Genomic DNA, 14,281 nt, shown 5'->3' on the forward strand with positions numbered 1-14,281 from the left:
CGCATTCGATGGTGGCAGCCAATATTTGGGTCCGGGGTGTATTCGCGCAGGTGGGCCAGCTAATCCGCCTGCGGTACCGCACAATTGGGTACAGATGAAGGTCTGCCGAAGGAAGTCATGAATACGCGCAAGCTCTTGCTGGTGTCATTGGTGTCCGTGCCGCTGTTGACAGCCGGTTGCTCACACCAGAATTCGAAGTCGATCTCGCAGGCCGTGCCGCATCCGCCCGCCGCGCACGATGCCGCGCGGGTGCCGGCCGGTCCGGGCCCGTCGGGGACCTATACGGTGCAGCCCCAACCGGCCGAGGGCAGCTGCCATTTCGGCAAGTCCGCCAGCGGGCAGCCGCTTCCGGATCCGGCGTGCACTCCGGGCGCGACCAACCCCAAGGTCACCGCGGATACGTTGGGCAGCACCATCTGCGCGGGCGGCTACACCTCCTCGATCCGCCCGCCGGCCAACATCACCAACCGGGAGAAGGACGCCAACGCGAAGTCCTACGGCTACACCGGCCCGCTGCACGACGCCGAATACGACCACCTGGTCTCGCTGGAACTCGGCGGCGACCCCAATGATCCGCACAACCTGTGGGTGGAGCCGCCCTCCCCCGGCCACAAGCCCGGTGCCGGACCCAACAACCCGAAGGACACCGTCGAGAACCAGCTGCATTCGCTGATCTGCTCGGGCAAGGTGGCGCTGACCGATGCCCAGGACGCCATCGTCGCCGACTGGACCACCGCGCTGTCCACCGTCGGTCATCCCGACGGAAAGTGATGGTCAGCGCGCCGGCCCGCTAGGGGCGAACGGCGGTGACCAGGCTGATCAGACCGGACGGACCCTCGTTCGGGTCCGTGCTCAGCTCAGGCTGCCCTTGGGTACGCAGGTAGTCGCGCAGTCCGATGCGGTCGGCGGTCCAGTCGTGGTCGGTGAACCATTCGGCGGTGTCGGTGCGTGGATCGTTGTAGATCAGGCTGAACCACTCGGCGCGTTCGCGGTCGTTGTCGTCGGAGTGCGCTGCCATCGCCGCCACGGCCTCGGCCGGCAGCGGGTCCATCTGCTCGACGGCCACCCAGCTGCCCGGGGCGCTGAGCGAGTCGATGGTCTCGAACAGCCGATTCTGGGCTTCCGCGGGCAGGTAGATCAGCAGGCCCTCGGCCAGCCAGGCCGTCGGCGTCAGTGGATCGAAGCCGTGCTCGCGCAGGGGCACCGGCCAGTTCGCGCGCAGGTCCACCGGCACTTCGCGGCGGTCGGCGTGCGGCTGGTCGCCGTGGGCTGATAGTGCTTCGCGCTTGAACTCCAGCACCTGCGGACGGTCGAGTTCGAACAGCACGGTGCCCTCGGGCCAGGACAGCCGGTACGCGCGGGCATCCAGGCCTGCGGCCAGGATCACCACCTGCCGAACTCCGGCGGTCGTGGCGGCCCGGAAATAGTCGTCGAAATACTTGGTCCTGGCGAGCTGATGCTGCTGGAAATCCTGGCCGAATCCGGGTTGTGACAGCGGATGGTCCGGCAGTTCGCCGTCCAGCAACGCCGCCCACTCTTCGCCGGCGGCGCGCACGAAGACCTCTGCGAGCGGGTCGACAGCCAGCGCGCCGGGCCGCCGTCCGGCCAGGGCCCGGGCCGCGGCGACGAAGATCGCAGTCGAACCGACGCTGGTATTGATGTCCCAGCTATCTCCCTCGGTGCGCATGATCGCCAACGTACTCGCCGAACCTCGGGAAATCACGGCACCGGATTACTGCCTGCCGCGGAATGCAATCGGCACCCGTCCAACGCCCATAGCGACTGCTGAAGCTGTTTGCGCAGCTATTCCCTCAGGGATGGTTAAGCCGTGGACTTTCGTGAATCGCGTGTCGCGGCGCTGTGCCAGGATAGGGGCGGTAAATAGCTCGGGCACTGTGCGTGCGTTCCGATGCGCGGTGCGCGGATGAGGGAGATTGCGGCGACGTGACCACACCTGATGGCCAAGCACCCGGCGACAAGTCGAATGAAGAGTCGATCCCGGATCACGAGCAGCGCGCGGCGGCACTGGACGGCGATACGGAGTTCATGGCCGAGTTCATGAAGGCGTTCGAGGCAGCCGACGACAACCCCACCGACGACAACCCCACCGAGCAAGAGGATGCACCCGATATCGGCTTCACCCTCGACGAACCGGTAGACGGCGCCGAGCAGGCCAAACAGCTCATGCACCGGATCGCCCGCACGTTGGCGGCTGGTGGCCCATCGGGCTGGCGTCGCCTGGAGGCCGTGTTCGCGATGACCACGAGCACCGAAGTCGGGTTGGTGACCTTCGCCGATGACCAGCAGCGGGAGGCGCGGGTCCAGCCGGGCGATGATGTGCTCGAACTGGTTCGCGAACAGCGGCATCTGTCGGCTCAATTGAGCGACGGTCCCTGGTGGCGGCTGTTGATCGACTTGGCGAGTACCGGCGAGATCGAGGTCGACTACGACTACGGTGACGAGCCCTTCCCGGACGATCACCTATTCCTTCCCGAGGTCTATCTCGTGGATTTGCAGGCGTATCCGCGTGCGCGCCTGCCGGTTTGGCTCGCGGCCTATATCGGCCACGGTGACCGGCAGTCGCGTCCGGCCGCCGCCGCGGCCACACAGGCCAGGGTGGACCGGGAAACCGGTGTGCGTCCGGTGCCGTCCGAGCGGGACTTTCCGGCCTTTCCGGTGATGTCAGCCCGCTGGGCGGTTATCGCGGCCGCCTTCGTCGCCGCCGGATCACAATGGGGACCAAGGGTTTTGCCCGCGCTCGGCTGGTTCGAAGGTTCGAAACGCAGCGGGTCGACCCTGTATGCCTTGCCGGGTGGTCGCGCAGTGCTGTCCGGTGGTGTGTGGAACGCGCCTGAACTCGATGCCGTCTACAACGGCGGGACGTCGATGCCCGCACTGTATGCCGGTGCCCCGGAGTGGGTCGCTAATCCGGTGTTGAATCCGCGCGCGGCCAGTGGGTTGTTGTCGTTCTGCTATTGGTGGGACGGCGGTCGGTGGTATCGCGGGGAGTCGCCGACCGCGGACCGGCTCAGCGAAGCGGTGCCCGGCATCTGGACCTTCGATACGGTGGCCGGTGTAATCGCGGGCCTGGTCGCGGAGCAGCCGACCGATGGGCAGCGCGCGGCGGTGGCGAATCTGGTGTCGGCCGCGGAAATCGGTGTGGTAACACGGGATACGCTCGTCGAGGTCTTCGGCGACGACGGCACCTTCGATATCGACAGTGCCCTCTACCAACTCACGCTCGCCGGTGTGACGATCACCTTGCCGGAGCCGATCTCGCGGGAAGCCGCGATCGCCCAGGTCCGCCAGTTCATTCTGGATCAGAATATGGATACCACCGGCTATCCGCTGGAAAACCTGCGCGCGGACCGGATCAGCGTCGGCTGGATGGTGTACGTGCCGACCGAACCCGGCGAGATCTCGATCGGCCGCGCGATCTTCTATGTCGCGGATGACGGTGTGCTGGAAGAATCTTCGTCATCGGTGGCGCCGTCGGTCTATGCCGCGGAGTTCGAGCAGCGCTTCCAGCAGCGGCACGGTTCGGTGCAGAGCTAAGATCCGTCGGTGCGCCACCGATAGCCGAAACCGCGGATGGTGGTGATCAAACCGGGCCGGTCGAGTTTCGCGCGCAATCCGGCCATATGCACATCGAGCGCGCGCGATACCGAGGCCGACGAGTCGCCCCAGATGCGGTCCATCAGCTCCTGCCTGCTGACGGCGGTATCGGGTCGCTCCGCCAGGATCCGAACCAGCTGGAATTCCTTGTGGGTGAGCATGATCGGCACCCCGGCAACCTCGACCCGGCGAGCCATCAGGTCCACTAGAACATCTTGGGAGACAACCGCTTCCACGGGCGAGGTATGGATAACAGCGCGACGGGTGACCGTCTCCAGCCGTGCGACAAGCTCCGCGATGCGCGGCGGTTTCACCAGATAGTCGTCCGCGCCGGAACGCAGCGCGAGCACGACGGTGCGCTCACCGGCCCGGGCGGTGAGGACCAGCACGGGTACCGAACTGACCTCACGCAGCCGCCGCAATACCTCCAGCCCGTCCATGTCGGGTAGTCCGAGATCGAGGATCACCGCGTCGTAGTCGCGGTGCGTGCGTAGTAGGTCCGCACCGTGCCGCTTGCGGTCGACGAGGTAGCCCCGAGCGGTGAGCGCGGCCTGCAGCGCTTCACCGACTCCGTCATCGTCTTCCACCAGCACAAGCCGCACGCGCCGATCCTCGCAAAGCGAAGGTTCGACGCGCAGGAGTTTGCGGATAGCCATGCTCAGCTGGCCCTTTCGAGCGACCTGCAAGCAGTCGCCAGCGGTCGGCCATCTCGGCGTCGGCCGTCGCCTCCGCCTCGATCGCGGAGTTCTTGGAGGTCTCGCGCATGAAGTAGTAGATCGTCAACGAGATCGCGATACAGATCGCGACGTACCAGAAGTACAGCGATTCGTGATTCGCCTTCTTGAGCGCCAGCGCGATGGTCTCCGCGGTGCCGCCGAAGATGGCGACGGTCAGCGCGTACGGCAGGCCGACACCGAGCGCCCGAATCCGGGTCGGGAAGAGTTCAGCCTTCACGATGGCATTGATCGAGGTGTAGCCGGTGATGATCACCAGAGCCAGCATCATCAGCCCGAATGCGCCGATCGGATTGCGGGTATGTGCGAGCACGGTCATGATCGGCACGGTCAGCAAGGTACCGGCAATGCCGAAGAAGATGAGCAGTGTGCGTCGGCCGATGCGGTCGGACAGTGCCCCGGCCAGCGGCTGCAGCACCACGAAAGCCAGCAGCGCGATGAAATTGATCCAGGCCGCGGTCGGCTTGGAGATATGCGCGGTATTGATCATGAACTTCTGCATGTACGTCGTGTACGTATAGAAGGCGACAGTGCCGCCGAGGGTGAGGCCGCAAACGATCAGACATTCGCGCGGATATTGCAGCAATACTCGCAGCGATCCGCGCGCCGGACGATCGGATTCGGCCTGGAATTGTTCGGATTCGTCCATGCTGCGCCGCAACCACATGATCAGTAGCGCACCGCCCGCGCCGATCAGGAACGGAATGCGCCAGCCCCAGTTGTGCATCTGCGCGTCGCTGAGAATGTTCTGCAGCACGATCTGCACACCGAGCGCGACCAGCTGACCGGCAACCAGTGTGACGTACTGGAAGCTGGAGTAGAACCCGCGCTTACCCGGCGAGGCCACCTCGGACAAATACGTTGCGCTGGTAGCGTATTCGCCGCCGAGCGAGAGTCCCTGCAGCAGGCGCGCAAGCACCAGCAGCACCGGTGCGGCCAGGCCGATCGTCTGGTATCCGGGCGTGGCCGCGATCAGCAGCGAACCCGCGGCCATCACGGTCACCGAGAGGGTCAGCGCGGCGCGGCGCCCGAAGCGGTCGGCGTAGCGGCCGAGCATCCAACCGCCGATCGGGCGCATCAGGAAGCCCACCGCGAAGACGGCGGCCGAATTGAGTAGCTGTGCGGTGGAATCGCCCTTGGGGAAGAAGCTGTGCGCGAAGTACACGCTGAATGCCGCGTAGACATACCAGTCGTACCACTCGGCGAGATTGCCGAGCGAGCCACGCAGCACGTTGGCGATGACCCTACGCTCGCCCGTGTGTTGTGTCGTAGTCATTGTGAATCTCCTTCTGGCACCGCACCTACCGCCGCAAAGGCGACTGTGAGCCCAGTCACAGCACATTGCCAGGGGTCCGCCGATGTTCTAACGGTCCCTTAGGAAAAAGTCGGAGCCGAATTCTGTGCTCGATAATTCGGCGGTCACAGTCGCAGATGCCCTGGTCGGAGGCGGGTTCGAATTCTTAACAATCCCTTTAGCTAGTCACCATCGGTAAGGGGATACCGGGGCCGATCCGCGTGCAACTATCGGAAAAGACACCGATGGTGCGCACACGAAACAACAGCACCTGACCGGTGAATCGATTGTGTTGGAACAGGAACGAGAGCAATGACTCGAGCATCGCGTAGCGATTCCGTGCGGGGTGGCGGTCGGGCGACGGGTGGGCGCGACGGACAGATCGGCGGCACGGGGACCGTCGCCGACCACGCCCAGTACGCCGACACGCTGGTTTCGCGCATCGCGAGCGAGTTGGGGGAACTCGGACCACGCGGTTGGCAGCGTCTGAACGCGGTATTCGCGCTGACGGTGAGCGTCGAGTCGGCGCGAGTCGAATTCACCGGCGAGTATCGGCCGGTACGCCTGGAAGTCCCGGAACCGGTGCTCGCATTGGTGCGGCAGTATCGCGGCGAGGTCGCAGCGGCCGGTACCGAGCCATGGTGGCGACTGTTGTTGCAGGCCAACGCATATGGTGACATCGAAGTCGACTACGACTACGGCGACGAGCCGTTCCCGGCCGACCAACTCTTCCGCCCGGAGGCGTATCGCGCCGATGTGGCGGCGTATCCGCGGCCGCGACTGCCGGTGTGGTTGGCGGCCTACATGAGTCATCGCGACCGACAGTCTCGCCGCCCGCGCCGTGCCGTGGCCGCCGCGCTCGTCGACCGGGCGCACGGGGTGACCGCGCGCCCGGTGGATCCGGAACTGCCGTCGTTCCCCCAGTTGTGGGCCCGATGGGCGATGATTTCGGCGGCGCACGTTGCCGTCTCGTCCGACCGCGGACCGCGCGTCGTGCCGTCGAACGGCTGGTTCGAGAGCGGCGGGAACGGCAGCAGCGGCTCCACGCTGTACGCCCTGCCGGGCGGCCGAGCCGTGCTTTCGGGCGGAGTTTGGGACGCACCGGCTTTGAACGCGGCCTATAACGGCGGCGTCGGTCTGCCGAATCTTTATGCGGCAGCCCCGGATTGGGTGACCAATGCGGTGCTGAGTCCGCGCGCGGCCGTCGGCTTGCTCTCGTTCTGCTTCTGGTGGGACGGCCAGCGGTGGTACTGCGGGGAGTCGCCTTCGGTGCAGCAGTGCGGTGTGGCGATGCCGGAAATCTGGGAGTCGCACACCGTGATCGAGACGGTGGCCCGGTTAGTGTCGGGGGATCCGGGCACCCGAACACGAACCGCGGTGGCGCACTTGCTGTCTGCCGCAGAGTGCGGTGTGGTCACTCGAGAGCTATTGGTGGACACCTTCGGTCGCGATGCCGATCTCGAAGCCGCGATTCGTCAGCTGTCCGCAGCCGGATTGTTTGCGCCGCAACCGAATCGAGTCCATACCGGAATTTCGCAACCCGAGCCGGTTACCGGAAGTATGCCGGAATTTCACCTTTTGGACGACAGGCGTCCATGCGATGCTCGAGTTGCGCTATAGCCCGAGGTCAGAGGAGGGTTCGAGATGAGTGAGGGCTTCCGGGCGACACCGTCCGGGTTGCACAAACCGTCGGCGGACCTGGCCGAGGTCGGCGGCAAAATCCAGGCGATCGTCTCCCGGCTGAATGCGGAGAACGCCCGGAATGGGGCAGTTGGGGGACCAACGGTCGCGGACCCGAATTCGCCGGTGGCGAAAATGGTTACCAGGCATCGCATGACAACCTGCTCAGCATATTGAACGTGCAAATCGAGACGCTGCAGAGCTATTCGCAAGGCGTCACCGACGCAGGGGTGGCGCTCACCGGCACCGATCAAGCGGGTCGCGACGATTTCGAGAGCATCTGACGCCACCGACGTCGAAGTCCGAGCTGGTTGTAGGGGTACCGGGGTGAGCTAGGAGGGATTCGATGGCGGACGACATTTCGATCGGACAATTCACCGATCTCATGGAGATGATGTGGGCGGGGGTCGAATCCATTGCGCGCGCAGGAGAAACAGGCTCTGCTCACGGCCACCGGATATTCGGCGGGCAAACGCGTCGCGGTGGTCGTCAACGCCAAAAATGTGGTCATTCAGACCCGATTCGCCGATGACGTAACGGATTTGACCTATACCGAACTGGCTCGGCGAGCAACTGCCCGACTGGCCCGCCGACAAGATCGACGATGCGGGACTCGAACTCGCCGACCTGGTCGAGCGGGAGTTGGAAAGCCCGGCGGGTGAAGTCCGGATTGTGCTGGCAGAGAACGGGATTCCGGGCGATCGCGAGCTGCACGCGACCGTCGGTGATTCGAGCTTCACGCTGACCGAATCGAACCGCATGCCGACTTGGCTCGCTGACGCAATCGAGCCGATACGCCGTGTGCGCGTACATGTTCCGGGTGAGGTAGCGATCGTGGTCGAGTCGCGCAAGATCCCGCAACCCGCCGGGCACTGGCCGCGTTCGACCACCTGAATTCGCCCCCGGAGGTGGCACAGGACAATATCGACCACGGCCTGCGCCATCGCGCCCGGATCAACCGCGGCCGACTGCATGGCTTCCGAACCAATGTCGTAGGTGAATTCGTCGAATGCCGATTCGGCGACGAAAGAGTCGAACTCACCGTCTACCCGCTGTGGGATCAGGATTTTCGGACCGGATTGCGCGAACTGGAACGGACCGGGCAGCAGGAGCGGACGGTCCCGATCGAGGCGTTGGCCGACCTCATCGCAACGGACCTGCGTGAACGACATGGGAGCTGGTTCGAGACGCGAGCCGATCCGCTGGAGGTCGGCACCCACAGACGCGGCCTCGGGCTGCTGGAGGAGACGGCTACCGTCCGGGGCGTCGATGTGCGACGGGACGGCAAGTGCGTCTGGTTCGAAGTCGAGAAACCACCGGACGAACCCGCCACGGAACCCGAACTCGGTGAAACCCACAAGCCGGATCCGACAGGCCCCGTCGGTGACGGTTCCACCGACTACGGCGTCCCAGGACAACCGGAGAGCTCATGAGCACCAGCATGATTCACGACGAGGTCACCGAGCGTTCACGCAGCTCATGGGATGATCGGTGTCATATGTGCGCGGATGAGGGGCGACGCGAGGGGGCGCACACCGCGCGTCGACGCAGCGCCGAGCAGGACAGGAGTTGACCAATGGCGCCGACAGATGACAAGCCCAATCCGTGGCAGCTCTCCGGGGACGATATCGGCAAGGATTCACAGAATCTGACGGTCAAGCAGAAGAGTCTGCAAACCCTGGCCAAGTACGCGATCGATCTGTATGACGTCTTCGACACCATCGAGGGTTGGACCCACTTCGCCGAGAAGGTCGATGGATTCGGGAATCTCCCCTCCGGCATCGCGCTGCAGGGAAAGTTCCAGCGCGCGGGCCGCGATCTGAACGACAGGGTCAAGAGCCACAAGACCATTCTCAAAGACCTGGCACAGCAGTTCATTACCGCGGGCAAGCTGTACACCGCCGCCGAGGAGGCCAATACCTCCGGATTCGATCGGCTCAGGAATGCCCGCTCCGCCGAACGCCACGGAAGTTGGAGTCTGCCCGCCGACGGCACCACCAAGATCCCGGATTGGGGCGGGAAGACCGGCCGAACCGATAAATACGGCGGACCACCGGCCGACCTGAAGCAATACGCCAACGAGAAGGACGGCCGCGATACCGAACCGGTTCGTCCGGAGCCGGCGAGTGTCCTGGACTACCCGACCGCCTACTCATGGCATCAATCGTTGATCAACGGGATGGGGCACACCTCCGACGCCTCCGGCGTCTGGAGCGATATGGCCGAGCATGTGACGGGACCGGCCGCGAATCTGGGCAACCAGATGACTGCGATGCAGACCTCGGATGATTGGAACAGTGACGCCGCCGTGAAGGCGGGTGGCGCAGTCCAGGCTTATGTGTCCGGTGTGCAGAACATGGTCGAGGGCATGCGCACGGTCGCCAGCAACCTGCTGAACACCTCGGGCTGGCTGTGGGCGGTGCAGGCGAATACCCCCAATATCCCGCCGGACACGGTCGGCACCCAGTACGCGCGTGATGAAGTCGACAAGGCCAAGCGGATCTTCAACGACTGGTACGTACCCGGACTCGCGGCATCGAGCAATGCGATTCCGCTCATGGTTCAGCCGGTGAGCCCGGTGGTGCAGCCGACCGCGCCGACGCCGTCGCCCAACCAGACCCAGCAGACCGGACCCGGTGGTGGCACCGGCGGGACCGGCAGCGGAAAAGGTGGGACCTCGGCCGCCCAATCAAAGGAAGCTCAGCAGGCGCTCGCCGATCAGCGCAGGGCGACCCAGCAGGCCCAAAAGACCGCGGCCGAGCAACGCCAGCAGGCCGAACAGCAGCGTCAGCAGGCCGAGCAGCAGCGTCAGCAGGCCGAGCGCGAGGCCGCGCAGCGCGAGGCCGCACAGCAACAGGCGGCCCAACAAGCCGCGCAGCAAGCGGCCCAACAAGCCAGTCAGTCCGCGCAGCAGGGCATGGATGGCGTGAAGCAGGCAATGGACCAGGCCGCACAGGCGGCGGCCCAACAAGCGCAGGCCGCGGCGGCCAAGGATATGCAGTCGGCAGGCCTCGCCGGCCTGCCTTCCGCGCTCTCGGCGTTGGGTAAGGACGCGCTCAAGGCAGGCGGCGGTAGCGGCGCAGGCAAGGGTAGTGGCGCAGGCGGTGCGGGTAGCGGCGCGGGAGCGAATCTTTCACCCAATAGCCTGCAGAATTCGAAGCTTTTTCCGCGGGCGGCGGCTGCCGAGATGGCCGGGGCCGCGACGGCGAGCCGCGCGGGCATCGCGAGCACCGGCCAGCCGGGTTCGCCCGGTGGTATGGGACCCGCGGGCCACGGTGCCGGTGGTCAGAACAAGGAACATAAGCGGGCCGCGTATCTGGATTCGGTCGAGCACATCGAAGAGGCGCTCGGCGACGCGCCGGTCGTCGTCAAACCCATTGTCGAGCAATGAATCGCACCTGGAAGTTCACCGACCTGGAATTCATCGTCCAGTGGGAGGCGTTGAAGCAGGACTACCTGCCGGAACCATTCGTGTACACCTGTCGCACCTGGGTGAACGAGGATTATGTCCGGGAACAACAGGATGCGCTGGTGCGGCTGCGGCACTCCGGAGATCGGTCGTTCGACGATGTGCTGGATGTGCTGGCCTTCCCTGACCTGCGCATCGTCGCGGAAGGCTACGACCCGGCGGAGCCGTGGAAGCCGGACGTGCCGGTTCGGCTGCACGGTGTTCGCCGGGGGGACCGCGGCTATGTCTTCTCCGAGCTGCCCGGCGAAACATACTGGCATTCCGGTGGTTTCACGGTTGCCGAATGCGATGCGGTCGATCTCGCCGGTGCGATCGTGCGAGCGCTGCCGGAGGTCGAGTCGGGACGCCGCGCCACCGCGGTGCTGTCTACCCAGGACGCGGGCGACGGCCTGGATTACTCGCTCGGCCGATCGGTCGTGCACGATTCCTTCGACGATTCGATCGCCGATCGCTCCGCGGAATTCTTGGCACTACCGACATCCTGTTCCGGGACGATCGATGTGATCCAGGGGATGTCGCGTTTCGGCCCACGCGGGATCACTCGACATCGGCTGCAGTGGCGCGACATTCGCGACGACGGTCGCTATGCGATCGACGATCGGAATCCTCCGGTGGCGCGTGCCATCGATGCGAAACACCTCACCGCGATGATCAATTCGCGAGTCGCCGAGGTGGTCCGTGCGATCAAGGACGAGCGAGTCTGAAAGGTGGCCGCCATGGACGAAACACAACCGGGAATTCCCGAATGGACCGCGACCTCGCGCAGCGGCGCGATCGCGGTGCGCACCACGGAACAGGGTCTGCCACTAGGTATTTCGGTCGAGCCCGCCGAGTTGAAGGGCGATCCGCAAGCATTGGCGGCCGAGGTGTTGCGATTGTGCAGGCAGGCGGCCAATCGGGCCGGAATGGCGCGTCGGGCGGAGTTGGCGGCGGCGGGCGTGCCGGCGGAGATGTTGGCGCTGACCGGGTTGCCGACTGCCGAAGATGTTGCGCGCCAGGAATTAGCCGAGGAGCAGGAGTACGAGACCGAGCCGGACAGTTGGTTGCGCCAGGTGTAGTCCCGTTGTCCGAGAGGAGTTTTCATCGTGTACGAGACCATGGACGAACTGATGGCCAGCGTGCAGCGGCGGCTGTATCGGATCCGGGATCTGACCGACGATATGGCCGGGGTGCGCGGCCGCGAGACCGCGCAGGACGGTTCGGTCACGGTGGAGGTCGACGGCAACGGTACGTTGCTGGATCTGCGGTTCTCCCAAGCAGTTTCGCGGATGTCGCCAACGGAATTCGAGTCGACCCTGGTGGCGACCGCGGCCGCCGCGGTGCGGCAGGCATTCGAGCGACGTAGCGAATTGGTCACTGCCTTCAATGAGGAAGTTGCCGAGTAGACACCCGACGTTCACGCTGTCCCCGTAGAACTTTTGTCAAGAACCTTGAGTTTGTGCAAATTTGCTTTCGGGTTTTGCAGTTCGATTGACAGGTTCTATGAAGAGTCGGTCAATTCCATTACGGGATGGGGGATCACGATGAGCGAACTCATAGCAACGCCTGATGCGATTCGGGCGTATGGGGACGCTGCAGTGGCCATGGCGACCGGTGTCGCGACGGCAGGTGCGTTCGACCAGGTGGCAACGGTGGCGGCGGCCGCGCCGGTATTCGGCTTGATCGGCCAGGACTTTCTGATGGCCTTCGCCTACGCGCAGTCCAATCACGTGAGTTCGATGTTCGAATTGGCCGGTGTGCACGCGGGTACCGCGCTGACCGCGCACCAGGGGGCCGCCGCCTACGAGGCAGCGGAGGCGGCATCCGGCACCGAATTCGGCGCCGCCGGCGTTTAGCAATGACTGCGCCGCTCGACCCGTCGATCGTGGATCTGCTGCGCGGCAGTGCGCTTGCGCCGCTGATCGATCGACCGGTCAACGACATCCTGAACGATATGGGCCTCGGCCCACTTCCTGAAATCTCCGGGCTGCCACCGCTGCCCGAACTGCCGCCGCTGCCGGTCATCGATCTGGCCGCACTGGCCAGGCCGCTCACCGATATGGCGAGCGGCTTCGGCACCGGAAATCTCGGCGCGCCCGCGGGCGGCGGTCCCGATCCGACCAAGGTGCTCTCCGATACCGCGCAGGCCGCGCAGACCGCGATTCAACTCGGGACGCAAGCGCTGCAGACCGTGATGTCGCTGTGGCAGGGCTTGGCCGCGATGCAGGCGGCGAACAAGTCCGGACAAGCTGCGGAAAACGGCGCCGAGCTGGCCACGCAGAGCGCGCAGGAGAAGGCGTCGCTCGCCGGCGGCGCGACCTCGGTGGCGACTGGCGGCGCGCTGATGGCCTCGGTCATCGCCAAGTACATGGCCACCGTGGCCGCGGCGACGCCGTGGCTGGCAACCGGTGGTGGACAAGCATTTATCGCGGCGGCGACGGTGGAGGCGATCACCGAGGGCATCGCGGTGGTGACCAAGACGCGGGTCGAAATGACGGCGCATTCGGCGAATATGACCGCGGTGGGCAAGAAGGTCAAGGTCACCAACGCGCCCAAGGGCGTCGATTCGATGCAGCAGGTGATGCAGCTGCTCAACCCGCTGATGACCATGGCGCAGACCGGCGCGCAGACGCTCACCCAGGTCGCGACGCAGAACGCGACGCAGGCTCAGAAACGTCAGGCCGACGCCATCGCTGAGGAACAGCAGGACCGCGAGGCCACGCAGAAGGCCGAGCACGACGCCACGGGTGGTGGCGCAGGCGGCGGTGATCCCGCTATCGGCGGCATCGGCGCGGCTCCGATATCGACACCATTGAGCCCGTGGAGCGGACCGCGCACCGCCGGACTCACCGGTATGCCGGGCTTCAATGCCGGCGGGACCGGTTCCGCGGCAGCCGAACCCGCGGCCGCGGTGCGTGGCGCCACCGGCGCGCCGGGCAACCCGGGCGTGATGCCCTACGGTGCGGCGGGCGCGGCAGGTGCGCGCGGGGCGGGGGATGCGGGCGGCGATATGCCCAGCTTCCTGGTCAATGCCGAACACGGTGAAGCGGTCGTCGGACCGATCGAGGGGGTCTCGCTGCCGGTGGTCGGCGCGGCCGAACAGATCTCGGAGCCACCACCGGATAAGGAACTCACCCTATAAGGGTTTCGTCATTCAGGAGGTTGCGATGGCAAGCGGCGGTGCAGATTTCGATGGAGTCATGTTCGATCCGGCGGCGGCCCGGGATGCGGCCGCCCGGCTCGACGGACTCGCTGCCCGACTGGAAGCGGAACTGCGCGAGGGCTCGCCCGCATTGACGGTGCCGCCGGCCGCTGCCGACGAGGTTTCGGGGCGAGCGGCGCAGACGATGAACGATGTCGCAGCCTCCTACGGGCAGAGCGCGACCGCCGGAATCGTGGAATTGCGCAAACTGGCAGCGACCTTGCGCGCGCAGGCAGCGCAGTTCGGTCGCGCCGAAAACGACAATGTCGCCGACTTCGGCGTCCCCGGCGCCGCCTGAGCCCACAGCG

At 65.5% G+C, this 14,281-nt stretch carries 17 protein-coding genes; 14 read left to right on the plus strand and 3 right to left on the minus strand.

Annotated elements, in window-relative coordinates; genetic code table 11:
• Positions 1-117 precede the first annotated feature (117 nt).
• The gene (locus ACIBJI_RS17990) at positions 118-771 is read left to right on the plus strand and encodes a hypothetical protein (protein WP_364346120.1); all 654 of its coding nucleotides are present in this window, start codon (positions 118-120) and stop codon (positions 769-771) included.
• 19 nt (positions 772-790) lie between these two features.
• Here ACIBJI_RS17990 and ACIBJI_RS17995 read toward each other — a convergent pair whose 3' ends face one another.
• On the minus strand, positions 791-1,687 hold the full coding sequence (locus ACIBJI_RS17995) for an SAM-dependent methyltransferase (protein WP_364346122.1): 897 nt from the start codon (positions 1,685-1,687) through the stop codon (positions 791-793).
• A gap of 257 nt (positions 1,688-1,944) precedes the next feature.
• On the opposite strand from ACIBJI_RS17995, the gene ACIBJI_RS18000 reads away from it, so the two are divergent.
• Complete coding sequence (locus ACIBJI_RS18000; protein ID WP_364346124.1) at positions 1,945-3,555, plus strand: hypothetical protein; 1,611 nt, start codon at positions 1,945-1,947, stop codon at positions 3,553-3,555.
• On the opposite strand, the gene ACIBJI_RS18005 is transcribed toward ACIBJI_RS18000, so the two are convergent.
• The gene (locus ACIBJI_RS18005) at positions 3,552-4,217 is read right to left on the minus strand and encodes a response regulator transcription factor (protein ID WP_364346126.1); all 666 of its coding nucleotides are present in this window, start codon (positions 4,215-4,217) and stop codon (positions 3,552-3,554) included. The genes ACIBJI_RS18000 and ACIBJI_RS18005 overlap by 4 nt on opposite strands.
• Positions 4,189-5,625, minus strand: a complete 1,437-nt coding sequence (locus ACIBJI_RS18010) for an MFS transporter (RefSeq protein ID WP_364346128.1) — start codon at positions 5,623-5,625, stop codon at positions 4,189-4,191. The genes ACIBJI_RS18005 and ACIBJI_RS18010 overlap by 29 nt, the downstream gene beginning before the upstream one ends.
• A gap of 330 nt (positions 5,626-5,955) precedes the next feature.
• Between ACIBJI_RS18010 and ACIBJI_RS18015 the strand changes: the two genes are divergently transcribed.
• From ACIBJI_RS18015 to ACIBJI_RS18070, 12 genes are all read left to right on the plus strand, one after another.
• The gene (locus ACIBJI_RS18015) at positions 5,956-7,263 is read left to right on the plus strand and encodes a hypothetical protein (protein WP_364346130.1); all 1,308 of its coding nucleotides are present in this window, start codon (positions 5,956-5,958) and stop codon (positions 7,261-7,263) included.
• 24 nt (positions 7,264-7,287) lie between these two features.
• Positions 7,288-7,500, plus strand: a complete 213-nt coding sequence (locus tag ACIBJI_RS18020) for a hypothetical protein (protein WP_364346132.1) — start codon at positions 7,288-7,290, stop codon at positions 7,498-7,500.
• Positions 7,501-7,669: 169 nt separating this feature from the next.
• Positions 7,670-7,855, plus strand: a complete 186-nt coding sequence (locus tag ACIBJI_RS18025) for a hypothetical protein (RefSeq protein WP_364346134.1) — start codon at positions 7,670-7,672, stop codon at positions 7,853-7,855.
• A gap of 140 nt (positions 7,856-7,995) precedes the next feature.
• Complete coding sequence (locus tag ACIBJI_RS18030; protein WP_364346136.1) at positions 7,996-8,217, plus strand: hypothetical protein; 222 nt, start codon at positions 7,996-7,998, stop codon at positions 8,215-8,217.
• Between the two features lie 14 nt (positions 8,218-8,231).
• The gene (locus ACIBJI_RS18035) at positions 8,232-8,756 is read left to right on the plus strand and encodes a hypothetical protein (RefSeq protein WP_364346138.1); all 525 of its coding nucleotides are present in this window, start codon (positions 8,232-8,234) and stop codon (positions 8,754-8,756) included.
• Positions 8,757-8,899: 143 nt separating this feature from the next.
• Entirely contained in the window at positions 8,900-10,714 is a 1,815-nt protein-coding gene (locus tag ACIBJI_RS18040) for a hypothetical protein (protein WP_397084936.1), read from the plus strand.
• Positions 10,711-11,496 carry an ESX secretion-associated protein EspG gene (locus ACIBJI_RS18045; protein WP_364346142.1) on the plus strand — a complete coding sequence of 262 codons (786 nt, stop codon included), beginning with the start codon at positions 10,711-10,713 and terminating at the stop codon, positions 11,494-11,496. Before ACIBJI_RS18040 ends, ACIBJI_RS18045 begins: the two co-directional genes overlap by 4 nt.
• Before the next feature lie 12 nt (positions 11,497-11,508).
• Positions 11,509-11,850, plus strand: a complete 342-nt coding sequence (locus ACIBJI_RS18050) for a hypothetical protein (protein ID WP_397084938.1) — start codon at positions 11,509-11,511, stop codon at positions 11,848-11,850.
• 27 nt (positions 11,851-11,877) lie between these two features.
• On the plus strand, positions 11,878-12,177 hold the full coding sequence (locus ACIBJI_RS18055) for a YbaB/EbfC family nucleoid-associated protein (protein WP_397084940.1): 300 nt from the start codon (positions 11,878-11,880) through the stop codon (positions 12,175-12,177).
• A 138-nt stretch (positions 12,178-12,315) separates the two neighbouring features.
• Entirely contained in the window at positions 12,316-12,627 is a 312-nt protein-coding gene (locus tag ACIBJI_RS18060; protein ID WP_396957431.1) for a type VII secretion target, read from the plus strand.
• A 2-nt stretch (positions 12,628-12,629) separates the two neighbouring features.
• Positions 12,630-13,913 carry a hypothetical protein gene (locus tag ACIBJI_RS18065; RefSeq protein WP_364346149.1) on the plus strand — a complete coding sequence of 428 codons (1,284 nt, stop codon included), beginning with the start codon at positions 12,630-12,632 and terminating at the stop codon, positions 13,911-13,913.
• 25 nt (positions 13,914-13,938) lie between these two features.
• Positions 13,939-14,271 carry a PE family protein gene (locus ACIBJI_RS18070; protein WP_396957433.1) on the plus strand — a complete coding sequence of 111 codons (333 nt, stop codon included), beginning with the start codon at positions 13,939-13,941 and terminating at the stop codon, positions 14,269-14,271.
• Positions 14,272-14,281 lie beyond the last annotated feature (10 nt).

The organism is Nocardia sp. NPDC050408, assembly GCF_044458905.1.
GTDB lineage: Bacteria > Actinomycetota > Actinomycetes > Mycobacteriales > Mycobacteriaceae > Nocardia.

Coding starts and splice junctions, on each gene's coding strand:
- ACIBJI_RS18065 (WP_364346149.1), top strand. CDS start 12,630: ATGACTGCGCCGCTCGACCCGTCGATCGTGGATCTGCTGCGCGGCAGT.
- ACIBJI_RS17990 (WP_364346120.1), top strand. CDS start 118: ATGAATACGCGCAAGCTCTTGCTGGTGTCATTGGTGTCCGTGCCGCTG.
- ACIBJI_RS18025 (WP_364346134.1), top strand. CDS start 7,670: ATGGCGGACGACATTTCGATCGGACAATTCACCGATCTCATGGAGATG.
- ACIBJI_RS18020 (WP_364346132.1), top strand. CDS start 7,288: ATGAGTGAGGGCTTCCGGGCGACACCGTCCGGGTTGCACAAACCGTCG.
- ACIBJI_RS18045 (WP_364346142.1), top strand. CDS start 10,711: ATGAATCGCACCTGGAAGTTCACCGACCTGGAATTCATCGTCCAGTGG.
- ACIBJI_RS17995 (WP_364346122.1), bottom strand. CDS start 1,687: ATGCGCACCGAGGGAGATAGCTGGGACATCAATACCAGCGTCGGTTCG.
- ACIBJI_RS18015 (WP_364346130.1), top strand. CDS start 5,956: ATGACTCGAGCATCGCGTAGCGATTCCGTGCGGGGTGGCGGTCGGGCG.
- ACIBJI_RS18060 (WP_396957431.1), top strand. CDS start 12,316: ATGAGCGAACTCATAGCAACGCCTGATGCGATTCGGGCGTATGGGGAC.
- ACIBJI_RS18040 (WP_397084936.1), top strand. CDS start 8,900: ATGGCGCCGACAGATGACAAGCCCAATCCGTGGCAGCTCTCCGGGGAC.
- ACIBJI_RS18010 (WP_364346128.1), bottom strand. CDS start 5,625: ATGACTACGACACAACACACGGGCGAGCGTAGGGTCATCGCCAACGTG.
- ACIBJI_RS18070 (WP_396957433.1), top strand. CDS start 13,939: ATGGCAAGCGGCGGTGCAGATTTCGATGGAGTCATGTTCGATCCGGCG.
- ACIBJI_RS18050 (WP_397084938.1), top strand. CDS start 11,509: ATGGACGAAACACAACCGGGAATTCCCGAATGGACCGCGACCTCGCGC.